Raw genomic sequence first — 21,631 nt, forward strand, 5'->3', positions numbered from 1 at the left:
CAATGCCGTGCTTACACTGAGGAAAATGTCTTGCCTAAATTTCTGCTTGACAAAGGTCGTTTCATAACAGGTATCTGATAAACATAAATAACGATGGAAATGAGTCGTCATTAAATAAAGAACCGATAACTCCTGCCAGAGGATACTCCCGTGATGCCCATCCTGAGCTGCTTCAGGTCATGTTGCAAATGATAACGGATGAACACGGCATGCCGATATACATGAAACCACAGGATGGTAATACCAATGATAACACCGGCTTTCAGGCGTCACTGGCCCTGGTAAAATCTTTAAAGGATGCCATCAACTTCAGGTATCTCGTAGCAGACGCAGCTCTTTTTACAGAACCTAATTTAAAGGATATGGCTGAAAAAGGGATTCTGTACATAACCAGAGCACCGAACAGACTTACCGAAGTAAGAGGCCTGATATCGTCAGTGATCAATAACGACATGGAGCTCATTGACGATGAGTACAGTGGAAAGCTCACAGACTTTGAATACAAAGGAGTGAAGTTGAAAGCTCTCTGTGTGTACAGTCAGCAGGCTCGGAAAAGGGCTGAAAAATCAGTTGAGGCCAAAGTAAACAAAGAAATTGCCGAACTTGAAAAGAAGCTTGATAAACATGGGCATAAAGCTTTCAGTTGCGAGCCGGATGCCCTAAAGGCAACAAACGAAATTATCAAAAAATTCAAGTTTGTGAAAGTGAAAGAACTGAATGTGACAAAAGAACCTGTTTACAAGAAAGGCAGAAGAGCAGCTGATGCTGAACCTGTCGGCTACAACCATTTCGTTCAGCTTACTGTAGAGCGAAACGAAGAAATAATTGCCGAAGAGAAAAATGAAAAAGCTGTATTTGCTATAGTAACAAACGACACTGAGAACGACTGGAAAGCAGCAGAGCTTTTAAAGAATTATAAATCTCAGCAAAGAGTTGAGAGAGGTTTCAGATTCCTGAAGGATCCTCGGTTCTTTATGGATTCGTTCTTCCTGAAAAAGCCGGAAAGAATAGAGTCTTTACTCATGATAATGGTAACCAGTTTATTCGTATATTCAGCAACGGAATACATCATTAGAAAGAAACTGAAAGAAGAAAACAAAACGCTTCCAAATCAGGTTAACAAAGAAGTTCAGAATCCAACGGTAAGATGGATTTATTCAATGTTTACAAACGTAGGCAGAATGATTACTGACGATAAATCCATATACGTTGGACTTACAGATTTCCAGCGACGAACGGTGGAAATTCTTGGCGACGAATGGCTAAAAATGTATCAAGTATTTTTGGAATAAGGAATCTCTTAAAAATATGAAAAAAGCAGTAGAAAATTAAAATATCAGTTTTCTACTGCGGAATGTCGGATATAACCACAACCGCTCCTTTTATTATGATAAGCTTAGCTGAAATTGCTATACTCTGAATATTCAGACGGAAAGAAAAAGAGCCTGTCACCCAAACATGACAGACTCTTCATAAAAAGTTATTTCAATAAAGAATAAGCTTTAGATATTATCGGTAACGATTTCCTTGTTAAATACCTTTTCACAGAAACGGCATTTAAGCTGGATTTTACCATTCTTGTTAATTACCTTGAAATTGGTAACCGCAGTCTTTTCAACATTTGTAATGCAGTTGGAATTAGGACACTTGAATACAGCAGTCACACTTTCCGGCAAATCTATATTTCTCTTGTTTACAACCTTATAATCTTCAATGATGTTAACAGTTGCATTTGGAGCAAAAATACTTAACTGATTTGCCTGTTCTTCAGTAAAACGAACATTTTCAACCTTAATAAGATCCTTATGTCCGTTAGCTTTTGAAGGAAGGTTAAAACCGACGGTTATACGGTCATTATTATCAAGAATATGGAAATGCTTGAGAATATTCAGTGCCTGTCCTGCAGGAATATGATCTATTACGGTACCATTCTTTATGGCTTCAACCTGAAGCTGTTCTTTTTCGGTCATGTTAAACCTCTTCGTTTAAAACTAATGACAATAAAGCCTGGCGGGCATAAACACCGTTGGCAGCCTGCTGGAAATAATATGCATAAGGAGTCTTGTCCACTTCAGCGGTAATTTCATCAATTCTTGGCAGAGGATGTAACACCTTAAGATTAGGCTTTGCGTCTTCAAGCAGTTCAGGAGTAAGAATATACTTGGCTCTTATGTGACGATATTCAGTTTCGTCAAAGCGTTCCTTCTGAACTCTGGTCATATACAGAATATCAACTTCAGGAATAACATCTTCCATTCTATCCATAATATGATATTCGATATTGTTTTCTTCGTACTCATCAATAATATATTCAGGCATGGCCAGCGAATCAGGAGATACCAGGAAAATCTTCGCATTATACTTGCATAAAGCCTGAGACAGAGAATGAACCGTTCTGCCGTATTTAAGATCACCTACGAATGCAATACTTAAATTATCAAGATGTTTCTGAGTTTCAAAAATTGTAAATAAATCGAGAAGAGTCTGTGAAGGATGCTGATTAGAACCGTCACCAGCGTTGATTACTGGCACTGGGGATACGTCAGCTGCAAGTCTTGCCGCACCCTCATGATGATGTCTCATCACAAGAGCATCTGCATATGAGGTAATAATACGAATCGAATCTGCAAAAGTTTCACCTTTCTTGGCTAAAGAGGTATTGCTTGCATCAGAAAAGCCAATAACTCTGCCTCCCAGGCGCTGAATTGCAGTCTCAAAAGATAATCTTGTTCTGGTAGAAGCTTCGAAGAAGCAACTAGCGACAAGTTTATTTTTAAGAAGATCAGTACGAGGATTGGATTTTAACAGCTGAGCTGTGTGGATAATCAATTCAAGATCGTCACGAGAAAATTCAGATATTGAAATGATGTCTTTCTGGAATAAATTGTTTGCCATCATCTTTTCCTGGTTTGACTAACGTAGATATTATCTACTCTCATAAACCCAGCAAGGCTAAGGTGACATAAAGAATCAGGTTTCAGGACATCAGATTAGCGTTGCTATCTGAAGTACACATTATATAGCTTTATTCCATCTTAAAAAATAAAAAAATTCAGTTATTTGATTTTTTAATAAAAAATGGTCAATCATAAATTTCGCAAAGCCCCTATTTGTATACGTTTTATACATATAAACAATTTTTTTTTACAAAAGTGATTTTTTTCTTTATTTTTACTTAATTATATGTATAATTGCTCATGTGCTTAGGGGCGTAGTTCTAATGGTAGAACAGCGGTCTCCAAAACCGACGGTTGTGAGTTCGAGTCTTACCGCCCCTGCCAAAAGCAATTCTCTGACATTTTCCTTTTTTAATCTTTTATCCAATTATTTTAGTAATACCCAATACTGTTTCCATTAAAATGTCCGTTTTATTCTCCGAATAATTTGCCACTGTCTTAAAAAAACAAATCCTTTAAACAGATAAATCAAAAAAGGATCCACAAAAGATATAAGAAACTACTTGCTGTAATAATATTTGATTCCGTTAGACGGCTTAAAATAGGTTCGAATGTAACCGTCAGTTGATACAATCACAAACTCGTTTGTGATTTCAAGATAGTAAACATCATCGCCATCATCCATCTCAACCTTGTGAAAAGATGCGGGATTGTTTACAACATTCAATGCAGCTTTCTGATATGCCTGAGCATTGGGAAACCCCATTTCTCTTCCGTGTTTTTCATAATGCTGGTTTAAAAGTCTGTCATTTCTGAAAGTGTAATGATGTCTCAGCTGCTGAGAATCAGCATATGTCTGAGTTCGTTCAGAATCTTGGACATGCTCCGTCTGCTGCTGATAAGCTTCAGATTCCAGAGAAGTGGGTAATTTAGCATCACCGTTAGTCCATAAACTGGCAAACTCGACTCCTATAAGCAGAAGTATAATACCTATGATACTGAACCTTCCTCTTCTACCGTAACTCCTACCATAACCTCTTCCGTATCTCTGAGAGGAACCGCTGAATAAAAATCTTAAAATTATTGCCAGAATACTTTTCTGCATTAAATCCTACTCCTGAAACATTCAGAAAAAAAACAACTGTTCCACAAACTTAAATTTTCAGATACTCAAGCATTTTAGCATAATCGTCTGCAGCCTTTACCTTATCATTAGCCATAACGATAAAACCATTCTCGTCAATGAGATAAGTTGTTCTTACAACCCCCATATACGATCTTCCGTACTGTTTTTTCTCTTTCCACACGTCATAACTTCTGATCACGGCAAGTTCTTCATCAGAAAGTATAGTAAACTGCAGTCCGAACTTATCAGCAAATCTGCCATGCGAACCAACAGAATCCTTGCTGATACCTAAAACAACAATTCCGTTATCAGTAAATCTGGCAATATTTTCAGAATAGCCACAGGCCTGTTTTGTGCATCCGGAAGTATTGTCCTTGGGATAAAAATACAGAACTACCTTTCTCCCGCGAAAATCTCTCAGTTTATGAATAATACCATTCTGATCCGGTAATGCAAAATCAGGAGCAATCGTACCGACTTCGAGCATAAGCAACCTCTCGGATATAACTATAATAAATGAACTCTGATATATTATATTATCAGGATTACTTTCAAAAAATACAATTGAACAAAAATGCTAAGCAATAGATGGTATTAAAAGAATAAGAGAAGAAAAAACGGAAAAAAATCAAGAGATTTGATGGTGGCCCATTCCTGACTTGAACAGGAGACCAAACGATTATGAGTCGTCTGCTCTAACCGACTGAGCTAATGGGCCAATGAATTAAGACATGTGCATTATACATATGTGATTCATATTTGTCGAGTTTAAACTTCAGTATTTGCTCAAAATCACGGTTATAACCAATCATTTGACTAATATTTATCCACAGCTTCATTCAAAAAATAATGCCGATACTGTTTTAAACGGTATCGGCATTAATTATTCAGAATCCATCAGAAATTAATCATCAAGGAAGCTCTTGAGAGGTTCAGATCTACTTGGATGACGCAGTTTTCTCAAAGCCTTGGCTTCAATCTGACGAATACGTTCTCTGGTAACATCAAACTGTCTGCCGACTTCTTCAAGAGTATGATCTGTATTCATACCTATACCGAAACGCATTCTCAACACCTTGGCTTCTCTCGGAGACAATGCAGAGAGCACCTGTTCGGTCACAGCCTTAAGACTTTCTGAAGTTGCCACATCAGATGGCAGAGGCAGTGATTCATCCTCAATAAAATCTCCTAAATGCGAATCATCATCATCACCTATAGGAGTCTCCATGGACATAGGTTCCTTGGAAATCTTCATAACCTTGCGAATCTTATCTTCAGGAATTCCCATTTTCTTGGAAAGTTCTTCCGGAGTAGCTTCTCTGCCGTTTTCCTGAAGCATCTGACGAGATACTCTGTTGAGCTTGTTAATGGTTTCGATCATGTGCACAGGGATACGAATGGTTCTGGCCTGATCGGCTATAGAACGTGTAATCGCCTGTCTGATCCACCAGGTTGCATAGGTAGAGAACTTATAACCTCGACGGTACTCAAACTTATCAACCGCCTTCATCAGACCGATATTACCTTCCTGAATAAGATCAAGGAACTGAAGACCTCTGTTGGTATACTTCTTTGCAATGGAAATAACCAGACGAAGGTTTGCCTCTATCATTTCAGACTTTGCATTTCGAGCATGAGCATTACCAACCTTCATATTGGTGTTGATTTCACGAATCTTGCAGATAGGAAGACCGGTTTCACTCTCGATTTCACGTAAACGCTCTACGATACCGGTAATTTCCTTCTCATACCCCTTCATTCTTTCAGCAAAAGGCTTCTTGAGCTTAACAATCTTCTCAAACCATTCCATTGAAGATTCTTTCTTTGATTCAATGTACCTTACACGGTAATCTTCTGGCTTCATACCGCATCTGATCATGATTTCACGGATTCTTCTTTCCTGAACCTTTACCTTATCCATAACATCATTCATGTTCTTGATAAGCTGTTCAAAAACCTTCGGTACCAGACGGAACTGCTTGAATACTTCAGCAAGTTCCTTAATGGAATTCTGTGTTCTCTTTGAATCACGGCCATACTTCTTAAGACATTCAGTGGTATTGTTATATTTGTCCTTAAGCTGTTCAAACATCTGAGCGGCATAAACCGGATCAGGACCGGATTCATCATCATCCATCATTTTTGAAGACTTTTCTTCGTCTTCATCATCTTCATCGCCGTCTTCGTCATCATCGTCGTCGACCTGAACCTTGTCTGATGAATCATCACCATCATCATCAATGGATGCTTCACCATCCTGATCTATGGAGGCGTCGATATCAAGATTAACGTCGTCTAAAACTACTTCGTCTTCATCGTCCCTGACTGCAACTTCCTCTTCTTCATTACCTGTATTTTCAGCAAAACCTGTAATGATATCACTGAGTCTGATCTGTTCATCCACATACTGATCATACAGCTTAAGCACAAAATCAATTGCGCTTGGATATTCTGCAACACAGCTCTGAACCTGATTGATGCCGTTTTCAATTCTCTTGGCGATATCAACTTCTGCTCTTCTGTCAAGAAGTCCCACACTGCCCATTTCACGCATATACATTCTTACGGGGTCTGTAGTCTTACCGATATCAGAAATGATATTTTCGATTTCTGCCACATTCTGAGGCAGCATTAAATCATCTGTTGACTCCGGTGCCTTTTCACAGATCTGAATATCCATGTCGGCACATCTTTGAAAAAACTCTTCCAGCTTCTCAGAATCTAGATATTCTGCCGGGAAAAATTCCTTTATTTCTTCAGTTGTTAAGTAACCTTTGGATTTGCCATCTCTTAGAAGTTGCTTCAAAGAAAAACTAACCGGTTTACTATCCATTGCTTAACCTTTCTAATTTTGTTTAAGATAACGCCGCAGTTCATGCAGGAAGCAGAAACTGAAGCCCTTTGGCGTATTTCCTGTTTTTTTGAATTTCAATAATGTATAGCTGTCTTAATTAAATATATGCCGACCAGTCTATCTAAAGTACAAACAGAAAAAAATAATAATTACACACTAAGCAGACACATTATTATAAATACTTATCAGGCTTTTTTCAAAGACCAAACAAAATCTTTCGTGAATAATCTCAAGCATTTTATTGCTTATCATTCCAAAAATATAACCTGGATCTATATTTATAAATTAATCTTCAGTCTACGTGTATACATAAGCCCGAAAATGAATTTTTCAATCAGATTTTTATAAAACCGTGAAACATATGTTATATATATATTATCAACTGAAGCCGACGGACACCCGGCGGCTTCATAAGATCAGTGAATCTATTTGATATTTCTTAATTTTCTTTCCAGCAGTGTAGATAAAGCCATTTCTTCGTTGGTCAGATTTCTGCGTGAACTTTCCCGGCGCAGCCAGGATATTTTGGCTTCAACCGCTTCAGAAAGATACATTTTTATAAAACTCAGCATGCTGGATATTTTTACGTTCTCCAGACTGTCATCCAGCTTAACAGCTGCCAGAAGATTCATAATCCTCTCATACACCGAACCTCTGTACTGTTCAAGCAGTGCTCCTGTAGTTATATCCGGTTTAGCTCTGATTTTTTCAAGCAAATCAAGAACTATTGCCGCCTTCTGATCAGCATAATCACTCAGAAGTCTGTTTAGTCTGTCCTGTTCAGGAATCTGATTCACCAGATACGGATTCTGAATAATGCTGGCAACAAGTCCTCGTAAGGCGGTTATCTCAATCTGTGAATTCTGATTCTGAATCTGCGAACGCTCCTGCAGCTCACTTTCATGAACATCCGTCTGTTTGTTCTGAAGGCAGATTTCAATACGTCTTTCCTCCCACCCTACAAGTTCCGCCATAGCCACAATCAAGGACTGCACCATTATAGGAGCATCTGTAATCCGTTTTACCAGGCTGCAGAATTCATCCACGGCCTTAATCTGACCTTCATCAGACCCAAGATCATAACGATGACTGAGTTCACTCATCAGATAGTCTTTAAAAAACAGAGAATTTTCAAGGTATTTTCTAAAACCGGCAGCCCCCTGTGCACGAACAAGCGAGTCGGGATCATGTTCCTTAGGCAGGAAGCAGAAAGACAGTACCTTATCATCCCTTACGGCAGAAAGAGTAAGACCGAAAGCTCTCCATGCAGCATGGCGACCGGCATCATCACCGTCATAACAGAAAACTATCTTATCGGTCTGTTTAAACAGCAGACTCAGCTGCATAGGAGTCGTAGCAGTTCCGAGAGAGGCGACCGCATTATGCACTCCATACTGATCAAGAGCTATAACATCCATGTACCCTTCAGTGATGATTATGCAGTCAAGTTCCTCCTTTGGAAGTTTTCTGACATAGTCTAGATTAAATAACTCGTACCCTTTTTTGTATATTTCACTTTCTTTGGAATTGATGTATTTAGGCTTTGAATTATCAAGAACTCGTCCGCCAAAAGCTATCACATTACCTTTTTTATCTCTAATTGGAATGATCACACGATTACGGAACATGTCATAATAACGACCGGATTCATTTTCCTTTATCAGTCCTATATCAAGGAGCTTTGAAACCTTGTCAGGATTCTGGCGACTGTCCGCACATAATGATTTGAAAATAAAATCCCAGTTATTCGGAGCAAAACCAATCTGATACTTTTCTATGGTTTCCTGAGTTATACCTCTATTCTGCAGATACTGACGGGCTTCCGGATGTTTAAAAAGCTCCTGATGATAGAAACCGGCGGCTGCTTTCGTTAATTCAAATGTACCCAGTGTTTTTTCCGGATTGTATTTTGAATTTTCATCATACTCAACTGAAATACCGGCAATTTTGGCAACTTCTTCAACAGCTTCAGTAAAGTTCACATTGTCATATTTCATTATGAAACGGTATGCGTTGCCGGCTTCATGGCAACCGAAACAGTTAAAGAACTGTTTTTGAGGACTTACACTGAAACTCGGAGTTTTTTCTGAATGAAAAGGACAGCAGGCCATATAGCCCGAACCGGTTTTTTTCAGTTTAATACGTGAACTGATTACGTCAACTATATCAACTCTTTCAAGGAGTTCGTTTATAAAACTTTCTTTAATTCTTGGCATATTACAATCCTTCACACATACATATACTATCTTATTTCTAAATTTCTACCTTAAGTTTTATAAATTTTTATTTCATTCTCAGTGGAATACATGAAACACAGCATTCAGTCCTGTCAGTTGCACTGGTTCATTCCACCAATCCGGACATCATAAAATAATTACCATGAGTCCATAAATATATAAAATCAGTATACACGAAACAAAGAAGAAATATAAACATATTTTTTATTCTGTTTACCGTATTCACTTTATTTAACCAAAAATGACCTATTCATTTTTAAAACCGTGGATACTGCTCTGACAATCATACCTTTTTAATAAATGTGTTATGATATACCCTGTTTTTTAGAGGTGTTAACTATGTCTGTCTATTTTATTGGAGATGTGCATGCCTGCTTTCATGAACTGCAGGATCTGCTTAACGTAATGGAATTCAATCCGAATGATGACGAACTTGTTTTAACCGGGGACATCATTGGCCGGGGACCTCACCCGCTTGAAACCATCGAATACGTCAGAAGTTTAGGAGACAGAGCTCACATGGTTCTTGGAAACCACGATCTCAATCTTCTGGCAGTTATCTTCGGCCATAACCAGCCGAAGAAAAAAGATAATCTCAGCCCCATTCTGAAATCTTCAAAAATCGACTCCATCACAGACTGGCTGAGAAAACAGCCTCTGCTGTATATTCACCCTGAAATACCCGTATGTACGGTTCACGCGGGAATTACCCCTCAATGGAATATCGGGACTGCCATCAGCTGTGCCAGAGAAATGGAACAGGTCATACGTGATGAAAAACAGTTGGACAACTTTCTTTCAGAAATGTACAGTGACGATCCTTCTTGCTGGTTTGACAACCTTTCAGGTATATCAAGATTAAGATACATTACCAATGTATTTACCAGAATCAGATTATGCTATGCGGATAAAAGTCTTGATTTTAAAAATAAAAACTCCCCTGAAGAAGCCAGAAAAGAAGGACTGGTTCCATGGTTTGATCTGCTGAGTCATGATGCACTGAAAGCCGACAGAGACTATACACTGGTATTTGGTCACTGGGCAGCACTTACCGGTAAATGTCTGCATCCCAGAATAAAATCGCTTGATACTGGATGTGTATGGGGAAACCGTCTGACCGGATGGTGCTATGATACAGACACAATCTACAGTGTACCAAGCAGACAGCCAAGCAAGTTCGACAAATAACAGCAAGAGAGATAATTATGATTTTATCCATTATTGTAGCGCACACCAGAAATATGGTTATCGGCAAAGATGGAGGTATGCCCTGGAGCCTGCCTGCAGATTTAGCTTATTTTAAAAGAACCACCATGGGTTCTCCTGTACTGATGGGAAGCCGCACGTTTAAAAGTATAGGCAGACCGCTTCCCGGAAGGCTGAACATTGTTCTTACCAGTACCCCTCAGTCTTCGGAAAATCCAAACCTTAAATACGTAAAAACTGTAGAGGAAGCTTTTGAAGCCGCCAAACATGCATCAGAACTCTTTGTTATAGGCGGAGGTTCAATATATAAACAGTTTATAGACAGAGCTGATCGTCTCTACATTACTCTTATCAATACAGATATTGAAGGTGATACATATTTCCCTGAGTACAACAGGAATTCCTACAAAATCATCAGAACAGAACATTACAGTGCTGATGAGAAAAACAAATATGATCTGGATTTTATAACTTACGAAAAAATCAGATAAATGTTCAGGCCGGCTATAGCAGTCAGCCGGCCGTTATTTCCTTAATACTTTTTCTGTCTACGTCATAACGCCGGCAGAATTCATCCAGTTCCTTATCTGAAGTAATCAGCATTACCTCTCTGAAATGTCCGTTTCTTAAATTGGAAAATCCCGCCACTTTTTCGCCTGTACAGATACCTATACGTAATACAGGTTCTTCTATCTCCGGATCATACGGCGTCTGTTTAATCCGTCCCCGAGCAAATAAACTGTCGAACAATCCCATATCTACCTCTCATAGAATCACAGCAACCGAATCTTGCCATACGGATAAAGAATAACAGAACATCCGTAACAGATCTCCATCTTCACTCATAATAATAAAAGGGCGGGAAAAAATTTTTCCCGCCCTCAATATCAATCAACGTCAGACTGTTCTGTAAAAACTACTCTTTTGACTTTTGATTTTCATTTTCAGAACTTTCTTTGTCTGAATTGCCAGCATCTTCAAATGAATCGTCTTCTTCCGGTAAATCATCATCCTCAAATGACTCTTCATCAAAATCATCAAATTCATCATCAAAGAAATCGTCATCAAACTTAGGCTGAGGAGGTTCAGGCTTATCCCATACAAAGTTCTCGTTGTTAGCCTGAGCCTTGTCTTCATCAGTCTGAGCTTCTTCATTCATTCTGATGGCCTCAAGCTCATTCATGACGTCACTGCACAGAGGTTTAACATTAATTCCTGCAGCAGCAGAAATAACATAGTACTTCTGATCCTTGCGATCCAGTCTGGTAAGGATATCATCAATAATTTCCTTAAGTTCATCTTCAGTATGAATATCACACTTGTTGAACACCAGCCATCTGGTCTTTTGTGCAAGCTTTTCACTGTACAGAGCAAGTTCCTGTTCAATGGTTTTAATGTTTTCAACAGGATCAGAACCGTCAACAGGCTGAAGATCAACAAGATGCAGAAGAACACGACAACGTTCAAGATGTCTTAAGAACCTGTGACCGAGCCCAGCCCCCTGTGACGCACCTTCAATCAGACCTGGTATATCCGCAACAACAAAGCTTCTTCCTTCCCCTACTCTTACAACGCCGAGTGACGGCTCAAGAGTAGTAAACGGATAATCGGCAATCTTAGGTCTGGCCGCACTTACAGAACTTATAAATGTTGACTTGCCGGCATTAGGCAGACCAAGCATACCAACATCAGCCAAAAGCATCAGCTCAAGACGCAGGTATCGTTTGTCGCCGGGAGTACCATTGGTTTTCTGTCTAGGAGCACGATTGATAGAGCTCTTAAAACGGGTATTGCCTAAACCATGGAAACCGCCCTTGGCAACCAGAAGAACCTGATTTTCCTTTATAAGATCGCCTATAACTTCACCTGTATCATCATCTATAACACGAGTTCCCAAAGGCACCCTGATAATGATATCTTCCCCAGCGGCACCGGTACAGTTGGCCGGACCGCCGTTCTTACCTCTTCCAGCCATGTAAAACTTCTGAAACTGAAAGTCTATCAATGTATTAACGCTGGTATCAGCACGCATATAAACGTCACCGCCATTGCCGCCGTCACCACCGTCTGGACCGCCTTTAGGGATAAATTTTTCTCTTCTAAAGCTTACAATACCGTTACCGCCATCGCCGGCTTCAACACGAATTTTAGCTTCATCAACGAATTTCATTATGATATTTCCTTTCAGTAAATCCGTTAAACATAAACCTACAAAAAAAAAGACTCTACCTTAACACATAGGGCAGAGTCTCTTTGTCAATCTCTTAGATATTAGTCAGCGATAACGCTTACATATCTACGATGCTTAGGGCCACCAACGGTGTACTTAACCTTACCATTGCTGGTTGCAAATAAGGTATAGTCCTTTGCAACACCTACGTTGCTGCCTGCATGGAACTGAGTACCACGCTGACGAACAAGAATACTACCAGCTGAAACAGCCTGACCATCGAAAATCTTAACACCTAAACGCTGACCTTGGGAGTCACGACCGTTATGTGTACTACCACCAGCTTTCTTATGAGCCATTGTCTACTCCTTATGCATTAATACCGGTAATTTTAACCTGAGTGTACCACTGACGGTGACCGGTAACCTTCTGATGATGCTTACGACGACGGAACTTAGTAATACTAACCTTTTCGCCACCAATAGACTTAATTACTTCAGCAACTACCTTACCACCTTCTACATATGGAGCACCAACCTTTACGTTGTCTCCATCGGCAACCATGAGTACCTTGTCGAAATCTACAGAATCGCCAACGTTCTTAGAAGCGTCTAAATCAACTTCTAATACATCGTCAACAGCTACTTGGTACTGCTTGCCGCTAGTTGAAATAACTGCGTACATTATATAATCCTCTTAAAAGTACCCAGCTAGGCTAGGTACATAAAAATTCTTAACATGATAATGGTGCGAATTATACAGATTTGTTATCCTTTATGCAAGGTAAAATTTGAATAAAATCAAAAAAAATAAATTTAGCACTTTGATACTAATCTGCTTTGGGAAAAACACAGCCATATTCCTGTAAATCTTCTGAACAATCCACATATTGAGAAATATTGCAATCTAATCTTTTTATTCACATATCATCATTTATAACTTAATTATGCGATTTATGTAATATAATAAGGAGATAATCTCTGGCATGACAGCATCAGATGCTGTCTTTTATTAGATAACATTATTAGCAATTAGGTGAAAGATATGTCTGAATCTTTATTTATGAAACTGACTGAAGAGCCGGTCAAAGAAATAGACAGGTTGATCATAGAGCGGATCAAATCACCTATAGAACTGTTAAATCAGGTATGCTATCACCTGATAACCGCCGGAGGTAAACGCATCAGACCAAGGCTAATGACTCTTATTACCGGCCTTATTTCTCCGAGAGATATTTATAACGAGAATATTCTGTCTCTGGCGGCAGCCGTCGAAATTCTTCATACTGCCACACTGATGCACGACGATGTCATAGATGAAGGTCTTATGCGCAGAGGTATCCCGAGTACCAACAGTGCTTTTGGAAACAAGGTGGCTGTTCTCGGAGGCGATTATCTCTTCACCAAAGCCTATAACGCAACAATTAAAACAACTGACGCGCGTATCAGCAGAACTTTTTCTGATGCCCTGACCACTCTTGTTCAGGGAGAACTCACCCAGATGTCAAACACAGCCAATCTGGAGGTTACTGAAGAAAGTTACTTTAAAACCATATATTCCAAGACTTCAGTTCTGTTCGAAATCACTACAAAAATTCCGGGATTAGTCCTTAACTGCAGTGACGCAGAAATTGAATCTCTGGCAAAATACGGCAGAAACATTGGCTATGCATTCCAGATAGCCGACGATATTTTGGATTACACCTCCGACAGTAGCGTACTCGGTAAAAACATTGGCCGTGACATAGAGGAAAAGAAAATTACCCTGCCGTTAATCTATACCATTCACAACAGACAGGGCATTTCTCCTGAAACAGTTTATGCAGCCATAAACAGCAATGATATTGATGCCATTATCAGACTCATCAATGAGACTGGAGCCATCAGCGAATGTGACAGAGTAGCTGACAGACTGATTAAGGAAGCAATTGAAGCAATAAGCATTTTTAACGACTCAGAATACAGACAGGCACTCGGTGAGCTTGCTTATGCCTCATACAAAAGAAAGTACTGACACACATTGATAAACTGAAATTAAATAAAATCCTTTGCAGTATTTTATTTAATTTCGCAATTTCACACTCAGTTTTCTGACGGATACAGGCAATCTGACGCCTTGACAACCTCATCCTTTAACTTCATGAAAACTTCAACAATCTTCGGATCAAAGTGTCGTCCTGATTCGTCACAAATAATATCAAAAGCCTGTTCGTAGCTTACGGGCTCCTTATAACACCTTTTTGAAACAAGGGCGTCAAAGACATCGGCGATCGCCATTATTCTGGCACACAGAGGAATATCCTCTCCCACCAGATTAAAAGGATATCCGGTTCCGTTCCATTTTTCATGATGGTAAGTCGCCATGTCCACTGCAGTTGAAAGCATCAGTGAACTTTCCATTCCTGAAAGAGTTTCAGCAATCATCTTTCCGCCGATTCTGGCATGAGTCTGCATAATCATGAATTCATCCACGGTAAGTTTTCCCGGCTTACATAAAATCACGTCTGAAACAGTTATTTTACCGATATCATGCAAAGGTGCCGCAGCAACACATGATTCGCAGAAATCCTCGGTAAGCTCATCAAGATAATCCCCGGCCTCAATCAGACCGCGTATAACGATCTCCACGTAAGCTGCCGTTCTTTTAATATGAGCTCCTGTTGAAGAATCCCGACCTTCGATTATTGAAGCAAATGACTCTATTATCTGCTTCTGCATCCGTTCAATCTTATCCTCTGCAATTTCATCCTTAAGGGCTATTTCTTTCAGGCAGCGCTGATAATCAATAACCCTTAAAATTCTTGAACTGATGGTGGAAATTGATGATTTTAAATTTATATAATCATCAACCCCCAGTTCGAATGCTCTGTCTTCAACATAGGTATTTACACCGTTACCCAGTACCACCACTGGAATTGAACTGGTTAAAGGTAATCTTTTCAGTGACTCTATAAGGTGAATAGTATCCAGACCCTTGGTCTGCATGTTTATAATGATTAATTCAAAAGGAGACAATGCAGCGGTCTGCATGGTTTCCCTAACATTTGATACTTCTAGTAATCTGAACCCTTTTAAAAAATCCCCTAACACAAGAACATTATTCTTGTCATCATCAACAATCAGTATATTTCTCTGAAGCATCAAAACCTCTTGCCTGCCCGTTTATATTTACTTTATTTATCATCCCGTCTTATTTTTTCTTAATATTTAATTTCTTATTCTGACAGGTTAACAGTAACAGACCAGTTTTATCTTTTTATTTTTTTATGTACTGTTTTGAAAATCAAAATAATGATTTTGATATTTTATTATAAAGAATATGTATCTTCTCTGAAATTGACTGAATAACGTAATCACATCACGTTTTAAATACTTTTTTGTAACAATTTTATAACATTATCTTTTCAACAAAAAAAAGAGCCTGACATCAGTCAGACTCTTTCAGTGTTTATATCTTTACAGAAAAATACGTATTAGTCAGCGAAAGGATGGCGTAACACGATTGTTTCATCACGATCAGGACCGGTTGAAATTACGTCAACCTTAACACCTGAAATTTCTTCAAGACGCTTGATGTAGTTCTTGGCATTTTCAGGTAAATCTTCGTATTTCTTTAAACCGAAAGTAGATTCTTTCCAGCCAGGCATGGTTTCATATACTGGTTCAAGTCCTTCGTAATCGTCTGCAGCTAATGGAGAGTAGTCAATTATTTCGCCATTACTCTTCTTGTAAGCCACACAAAGTTTAACTTCATCTAGTCCGTCTAAAACATCCAGCTTGGTAAGGCACAGACCGCTTAATGAGTTAATCTGATTTGATCTGCGCATAGCAACACCGTCAAACCAGCCGCAGCGACGACGACGTCCTGTTACGGAACCGAATTCAGCGCCCTTGGTGCAGAGATATTCACCGGTAGCATCAAACAATTCGGTAGGGAACGGACCACCGCCTACACGGGTGGTGTAGGCCTTCACAATACCGATTACGTACTCAATGTTTCTAGGTCCGAAACCTGAACCGGTGCTGACACCGCCTGCCACGGTATTTGAAGAAGTTACGTACGGATAGGTACCCTGGTCAATATCAAGGAATGTACCCTGTGCACCTTCGAACATAATCTTCTTACCAGCTTCTCTGGCCTTTGCCAGGAGAGAGGTAACATCCTGAACCATTGGAAGAATTTCCTTAGCATAGTTCTTGCAGTCTTCAAGAACCTTTTCATATGAAATAGGTTCCACGTTGTAGTACTTGGTAAGACAGAAGTTATGATATTCCATTACGGTTTCGAGCTTTTCAGCGAAATCCTTCATATTGAACATATCACCTACTCTGAGAGCGCGACGGGCTGCCTTATCTTCATATGTAGGACCGATACCTCTGCCGGTGGTACCAATTGCTTTTTTACCCAGCTTGGCTTCACGGGCACGGTCAATCGCCTGATGGTATGGAAGAATCAGCGGACATGCCGGACTGATTACCATACGTGATCTCACTTCAACGCCTTTTTCTTCAAGTTCCCTGATTTCACCTAACAGAGCTTCAGGAGAAACAACAACACCATTACCAACAACACAGGTGCAGTTAGGACGTAAAATACCGGAAGGAATAAGACGTAAAACCTGCTTCTTACCGTCAACTACCAGAGTATGGCCGGCATTATGACCGCCCTGATATCTAACAACGTAATCCGCTTCATCAGTCAGCAGATCAACAATTTTACCCTTACCTTCATCACCCCACTGGGTGCCTAAGACAACAACGTTATGAGCCATACGAATTTATAACACTCTATCAGGTTAAAAACGAATTCTGAAAGCCGGACTCCAGAGTCTGAAGCAGACCGGGACTCGCATGCATTCAAAATCAAAATCAAAATCAAACCTTTGAATTTTATCATAAAACGGCCATGAATTAAACCAGTTAAGAGGCGCTATTAAAAATAAAATTCTTTAGGGTTTTTACAAAGATGAAGGTATTTGAAAAACATCCCCGCAAACAGTACGTCGCAGGGATGTTTTGAATGAATTACTTGAAATATTTAAGGAATTCGTTGTTGTTATCGGTGACTATTACGTTGCCGCCATTTGACATGCTGCGGGAATAGGCATCCATACTTCTCAGAAAATCAAAGAATTCAGGATTCTTTGAATAGGCCTGTGCATAAATCTTGGTAGCAGCGGCATCGCCTTTTCCTCGAATCTCTTCAGCCTGACGCTCAGCCTCAGCGACCTTAACCATAGCCTGCTTATCAGCCTTTGCTCTTATGGCTTCAGCCTCCTGACGTCCTTCTGAACGATGAAGTCTTGCAACAGTATCACGTTCAGCACGCATGCGCTGATATATGGAGTTGGATACTTCGTCAGGAAGTTCCACCTTCATAATGCGCACGTCAACAATCTTGATACCGAGATCCTTTTCAGTCTCGGGACCAACAACAGCCATAGTGTTCTGCATGATCTGTTCGCGCTTTGAAGAAGTCTTTTCTGCGGAGTCTTCATTATCCCTGCCGTCTTTGCCAGCAACAATTTCCCTTATGGTCAGTTTGGCGATCTGGGATCTGAGGCTGTCGGCAACACGATCCTTAAGACGTGCTTCAGTCACAGCAAGCTTTCCCTGAGTTGATGTATAGAACTTGGCAAAATCAACCACTCTCCACTTAACATATGAATCAATGATAAGATCCTTCTTTTCAGTGGTAACGAATCTGTCGGCGGTTGAATTGAGTGTCTGGATTCTGGCATCAACATACAGAGGTTTATCCACAAATGGAATCTTAAAACTGGCCCCCGGCTCATACAGACTTATCTGCCCCTCACCGTTTCTTACCACTTTGTCAAATCTTGTAAGCAGAGCTCTCTGACCTTCGTGTACAACAAAAACAGACTGGAACCCCACAAATCCAAGAACGATGAGAACCACAACCAGTGTAATCGGATTTTTCATTTACTTCTTTCCCCCGTTTCTGTTTTCACCTGAATTGCTTTTATTGATTGAATCAATAAGCTTGTCCACAGGCATATACATAAGAGGAGAAGCTCCGTTCCTGTCGGCACTGATAATGACTTTTGCACTGTTGCCATACACATTTTCCATAGTTTCAAGGAAAATACGGCGCTTGGTAATCTGCGGTGCGGCATTATATTCAGGAAGCACCCTTTCAAAACGGGCCACATCACCTTCCGCTTTGGCCACAACCTTACGACTGTAACCTTCAGCTTCTTCAAGAATTCGCTTTGCCTGACCTTCAGCCTTTGGCACTACCTCATTCCTGTAGGCTTCAGCTTCTCTTTTGAAGCGCTGTTCATCTTCCTGAGCAGCAATTGCATCATCAAACGCCGCCTTAACCTGGTCAGGAGCTCTGGCCGGCAGGAAGTTTACGTTAACAATGGAAATCCCCATGTCATACTGAGAAATAATGGATTTAAGCAGCTCCTCAGTGGATTGTCTCACCTGTTCACGACCATTGGTAAGAACGTCATCCATCTTGGTATGACCTATCACGTAGCGTAAGGCACTGTCAGTTGCCTGAGTAAGGCTGGTATCCGGATCCACCATATTGTACAGATAGTTGCGAGGATCGCTTATCTTGTACTGAACTTCCATTTCCACGTTAACCACATTTTCATCTTCGGTTAACATCGAACCTACTGACTTGGTAGACTGAACTATCTGAACGTCAACCTTGGTCACCTTGTCAACGAGAGGTATTTTCCAGTGCAGTCCCGGCATTTCAATATGGCTGAATTTACCGAAACGCAGTACCACTGCCTCTTCAGCTTCTTTTACGGTATAGAAGTTATTAATTACGATAAAAAAGAGAACAACAGCTAGAAAAATAATCCAGGATAAAAACGAACTTTTATCAAAAAAATCATTAAGTTTTTTGGATAAATCATTGGCATTGTTTCGTTTCTGCTGTTGCTTCCATGGATCATTGTTATTAGGCTCGTTCCAGGCCATTTATTCCTCCAAATCGGCAATTTAAAATTTTTATCAGAATTCAGGCTCTTTAAAAGTAAAGTTCTTTGGTTTCACACAGTATTTTTCCAGAGCACCGTTACTGCGACTGTTAAGCTGAGCCAGTTCAACCCGCTGATGCTTAACGGAAAGAATCATTTCTCCGGTCTGTGAATATGTCTCGCCGTTAACAGCTCCCATCTGATAAAGTCTGTTGCGTAATCCGCCTTCGGTTCCCGGCAATTTTACCACAATTTCCACCAGGTCATTACCCAATAATTCCGCTATGGCCTTGTACAGAAATTCAATACCGACGTTTCTTGCGGCACTTATGTACACCGCTTCAGGTTTTCCGTGTTCATTATATACAATGCCCGGTTTAACCTTTTCCAGACGGTCGATCTTGTTGTAGACTCTGAGTTGAGGTACCTCGTCGGCTTCTATCTGTTCCAGTACGCTTCTAACGGACTCAATATTATCCTGAACCCTCTCATCACTGAAATCAATCACGTGCAGCTGCAAATCCGCATCTCTAGTCTCACTCAGAGTAGATTTAAAAGCAGCGACAAGATCATGAGGAAGATGACGTATAAAACCTACCGTATCGGCAAGAATAATCTTTCCTATATGAGGAAGCTCAACGGATCTCAGGGTAGGATCAAGGGTCGCAAACAGCTGATCAGCAGCATACACTTCCGAATCAGTAAGCAGATTGAACAGAGTAGATTTTCCGGCATTGGTGTATCCCACAAATGAAACAACCGGAACATTATTATGAACACGAGCCCTGCCACTCTGTGTACGACGGCGTTCCACCAAATCCAGATCTTCCTTGAGAGCGGTTATTCTTTCACGAAGCAGGCGTCGGTCACTTTCGAGCTGCGTTTCACCGGGACCGCCTCTCATGCCTATACCGCCCTTCTGTCGTTCCAGATGGGTCCACCCGCGGACAAGTCTGGTCTGAAGATATCTCAGCTGAGCAAGTTCAACCTGAAGCTTACCTTCCCTGGTTCTTGCGCGCTGCGCAAAAATATCCAGAATCAGTGCGGTTCTGGTTATAACCTTGCACTTTAATTCTTTTTCAAGATTTCTTTCCTGAGAAGGAGACAGTTCATGATTGAAAATAACGGTCTCTGCTTCAGACTCAGAGACCATGGATAGGAGTTCTTCCACTTTACCGCTGCCGATAAAGAAACGGGGATCGGGAAGCTTACGATTGCATGACATTACACCGACAATCGAAGCCCCTGCCGATTTTGCCAGAAGCTTAAGCTCATTAAGATCTTCGCAGCTGTTTTCCTGAGCAAAATCAACATTAACAAGGACGGCACGCTCACCGCCCTTATATCTTTCATCAAAATCAAACAAATCTAATACCTATGTATAATTCCGTAAGAATACAGATTATTCAGCCTTATCGGACTCAGCGGTATTCAGATTTGCGATAGCTCTAGCCGGAACAATTGTGGAAACGGCATGTTTGTAAACCATCTGACACACATTGTTCTTCAATAAGATTACAAACTGATCAAATGATTCAACCTGCCCCTGCAGTTTTATTCCGTTCACAAGATAAATTGAAACAGGGATTCTTTCCTTTCGTAAAGCGTTTAAAAACGGATCCTGTAATGATTGTCCTTTGGACATAAGCGTTCCTTATATTATTGTTATTATTTATAATAATTATTGGCCTTAGCCGTCTATCATCTGTCATAAACATTTGAAAGACAATAGCATCTGTAATACAGAACAGATTACTCTGAAAAACAAATACCAGTCACTACAAATGACCTGCTGCCGTCGCGCACTGCATCTATCATACAGTCGTTAAGACCTTTCCCTGATTTAAGCGACAAGAACAGATACACTCTTCATAACACAGTTTACTATGTCATTACGAGCACGTAAAACAAAACTTTATGTATTGCCCTACATTACATCTTTTTTCAATACTCAGTCAGGAAATATTTTCAGAACATCCACGTTCAGAAACAGATCGTGACTGTTCATATAACTCAGCATGCAAAAAAACTAAATCGTTTATAGAAATACCATATAAAATTTATTATGTAATACATACTTTTACAAAAATTGATATACATCACCATATTTTTTACATTTCTTTGATGTATTCTATATTATCTTTTTCTACGATTCAAATACACTTATTAAAAAAATAGTAATT

At 40.0% G+C, this 21,631-nt stretch carries 20 protein-coding genes and 2 tRNA genes; 5 read left to right on the top strand and 17 right to left on the bottom strand.

The features are described from left to right. The first annotated feature begins 125 nt into the window (after window positions 1-125). Entirely contained in the window at window positions 126-1,292 is a 1,167-nt protein-coding gene (locus T489_RS0109200; RefSeq protein WP_255326995.1) for an IS1634 family transposase, read from the top strand. Between the two features lie 210 nt (window positions 1,293-1,502). On the opposite strand, the gene pyrI is transcribed toward T489_RS0109200, so the two are convergent. Beyond that, the gene (pyrI, locus tag T489_RS0109205) at window positions 1,503-1,970 is read right to left on the bottom strand and encodes an aspartate carbamoyltransferase regulatory subunit (RefSeq protein WP_031579755.1); all 468 of its coding nucleotides are present in this window, start codon (window positions 1,968-1,970) and stop codon (window positions 1,503-1,505) included. A 1-nt stretch (window position 1,971) separates the two neighbouring features. After that, window positions 1,972-2,895 carry an aspartate carbamoyltransferase gene (gene pyrB, locus T489_RS0109210; protein ID WP_031579756.1) on the bottom strand — a complete coding sequence of 308 codons (924 nt, stop codon included), beginning with the start codon at window positions 2,893-2,895 and terminating at the stop codon, window positions 1,972-1,974. 310 nt (window positions 2,896-3,205) lie between these two features. On the opposite strand from pyrB, the gene T489_RS0109215 reads away from it, so the two are divergent. Beyond that, window positions 3,206-3,281: transfer RNA gene (locus tag T489_RS0109215), tRNA-Trp, on the top strand. A 175-nt stretch (window positions 3,282-3,456) separates the two neighbouring features. Here the strand turns inward: T489_RS0109215 and T489_RS14395 are convergent. From T489_RS14395 to dnaG, 5 genes are all read right to left on the bottom strand, one after another. Beyond that, entirely contained in the window at window positions 3,457-4,002 is a 546-nt protein-coding gene (locus T489_RS14395) for a hypothetical protein (protein ID WP_051621962.1), read from the bottom strand. 49 nt (window positions 4,003-4,051) lie between these two features. Next, window positions 4,052-4,510 carry a thioredoxin-dependent thiol peroxidase gene (gene bcp, locus T489_RS0109225; RefSeq protein ID WP_031579759.1) on the bottom strand — a complete coding sequence of 153 codons (459 nt, stop codon included), beginning with the start codon at window positions 4,508-4,510 and terminating at the stop codon, window positions 4,052-4,054. Between the two features lie 154 nt (window positions 4,511-4,664). Next, window positions 4,665-4,741, bottom strand: a tRNA-Ile gene (locus T489_RS0109230). A 186-nt stretch (window positions 4,742-4,927) separates the two neighbouring features. Continuing rightward, on the bottom strand, window positions 4,928-6,856 hold the full coding sequence (rpoD, locus tag T489_RS0109240; protein ID WP_031579760.1) for an RNA polymerase sigma factor RpoD: 1,929 nt from the start codon (window positions 6,854-6,856) through the stop codon (window positions 4,928-4,930). Between the two features lie 446 nt (window positions 6,857-7,302). Further along, entirely contained in the window at window positions 7,303-9,093 is a 1,791-nt protein-coding gene (gene dnaG / locus T489_RS0109245) for a DNA primase (protein WP_051621965.1), read from the bottom strand. 360 nt (window positions 9,094-9,453) lie between these two features. On the opposite strand from dnaG, the gene T489_RS0109250 reads away from it, so the two are divergent. After that, a complete protein-coding gene (locus tag T489_RS0109250; RefSeq protein ID WP_031579763.1) occupies window positions 9,454-10,302 on the top strand; it encodes a symmetrical bis(5'-nucleosyl)-tetraphosphatase in 849 nt (282 codons plus the stop codon). A 17-nt stretch (window positions 10,303-10,319) separates the two neighbouring features. Continuing rightward, window positions 10,320-10,811, top strand: a complete 492-nt coding sequence (folA, locus tag T489_RS0109255) for a type 3 dihydrofolate reductase (RefSeq protein ID WP_031579764.1) — start codon at window positions 10,320-10,322, stop codon at window positions 10,809-10,811. 22 nt (window positions 10,812-10,833) lie between these two features. Here the strand turns inward: folA and T489_RS0109260 are convergent, their stop codons facing one another. The 4 genes from T489_RS0109260 to rplU all read right to left on the bottom strand — a co-directional run bounded on the left by T489_RS0109260 (window position 10,834) and on the right by rplU (window position 13,174). Further along, window positions 10,834-11,070, bottom strand: coding sequence for a hypothetical protein (locus T489_RS0109260; protein ID WP_198020456.1), 237 nt, complete (start codon window positions 11,068-11,070; stop codon window positions 10,834-10,836). A gap of 166 nt (window positions 11,071-11,236) precedes the next feature. Further along, a complete protein-coding gene (cgtA, locus tag T489_RS0109265) occupies window positions 11,237-12,490 on the bottom strand; it encodes an Obg family GTPase CgtA (protein WP_031579766.1) in 1,254 nt (417 codons plus the stop codon). Between the two features lie 101 nt (window positions 12,491-12,591). Then, window positions 12,592-12,849 carry a 50S ribosomal protein L27 gene (gene rpmA / locus T489_RS0109270; RefSeq protein WP_031579767.1) on the bottom strand — a complete coding sequence of 86 codons (258 nt, stop codon included), beginning with the start codon at window positions 12,847-12,849 and terminating at the stop codon, window positions 12,592-12,594. Window positions 12,850-12,859: 10 nt separating this feature from the next. Next, window positions 12,860-13,174, bottom strand: a complete 315-nt coding sequence (gene rplU, locus T489_RS0109275; protein WP_031579769.1) for a 50S ribosomal protein L21 — start codon at window positions 13,172-13,174, stop codon at window positions 12,860-12,862. Between the two features lie 360 nt (window positions 13,175-13,534). Between rplU and T489_RS0109280 the strand changes: the two genes are divergently transcribed. After that, window positions 13,535-14,503 carry a polyprenyl synthetase family protein gene (locus tag T489_RS0109280; protein ID WP_051621967.1) on the top strand — a complete coding sequence of 323 codons (969 nt, stop codon included), beginning with the start codon at window positions 13,535-13,537 and terminating at the stop codon, window positions 14,501-14,503. A 68-nt stretch (window positions 14,504-14,571) separates the two neighbouring features. On the opposite strand, the gene T489_RS0109285 is transcribed toward T489_RS0109280, so the two are convergent. The 6 genes from T489_RS0109285 to hfq all read right to left on the bottom strand — a co-directional run bounded on the left by T489_RS0109285 (window position 14,572) and on the right by hfq (window position 21,093). Next, window positions 14,572-15,630, bottom strand: a complete 1,059-nt coding sequence (locus T489_RS0109285) for an HD-GYP domain-containing protein (RefSeq protein ID WP_031579771.1) — start codon at window positions 15,628-15,630, stop codon at window positions 14,572-14,574. Between the two features lie 332 nt (window positions 15,631-15,962). After that, complete coding sequence (locus T489_RS0109290; RefSeq protein ID WP_031579772.1) at window positions 15,963-17,261, bottom strand: adenylosuccinate synthase; 1,299 nt, start codon at window positions 17,259-17,261, stop codon at window positions 15,963-15,965. A gap of 253 nt (window positions 17,262-17,514) precedes the next feature. Then, window positions 17,515-18,432 carry a protease modulator HflC gene (hflC, locus tag T489_RS0109295; protein ID WP_031579773.1) on the bottom strand — a complete coding sequence of 306 codons (918 nt, stop codon included), beginning with the start codon at window positions 18,430-18,432 and terminating at the stop codon, window positions 17,515-17,517. Further along, window positions 18,433-19,449 carry an FtsH protease activity modulator HflK gene (gene hflK, locus T489_RS0109300; RefSeq protein WP_031579774.1) on the bottom strand — a complete coding sequence of 339 codons (1,017 nt, stop codon included), beginning with the start codon at window positions 19,447-19,449 and terminating at the stop codon, window positions 18,433-18,435. It abuts the gene before it with no gap. Window positions 19,450-19,482: 33 nt separating this feature from the next. Next, window positions 19,483-20,814: a ribosome rescue GTPase HflX gene (hflX, locus tag T489_RS0109305; protein WP_031579775.1), complete on the bottom strand. Its 1,332-nt coding sequence runs from the start codon at window positions 20,812-20,814 to the stop codon at window positions 19,483-19,485. 36 nt (window positions 20,815-20,850) lie between these two features. Beyond that, window positions 20,851-21,093 carry an RNA chaperone Hfq gene (gene hfq / locus T489_RS0109310; protein WP_031579776.1) on the bottom strand — a complete coding sequence of 81 codons (243 nt, stop codon included), beginning with the start codon at window positions 21,091-21,093 and terminating at the stop codon, window positions 20,851-20,853. Window positions 21,094-21,631: the final 538 nt, after the last annotated feature.

Origin of the sequence: Ruminobacter sp. RM87 (assembly GCF_000701925.1) — a bacterium.
GTDB classification, from domain to species: Bacteria; Pseudomonadota; Gammaproteobacteria; order Enterobacterales; family Succinivibrionaceae; genus Ruminobacter; species Ruminobacter amylophilus.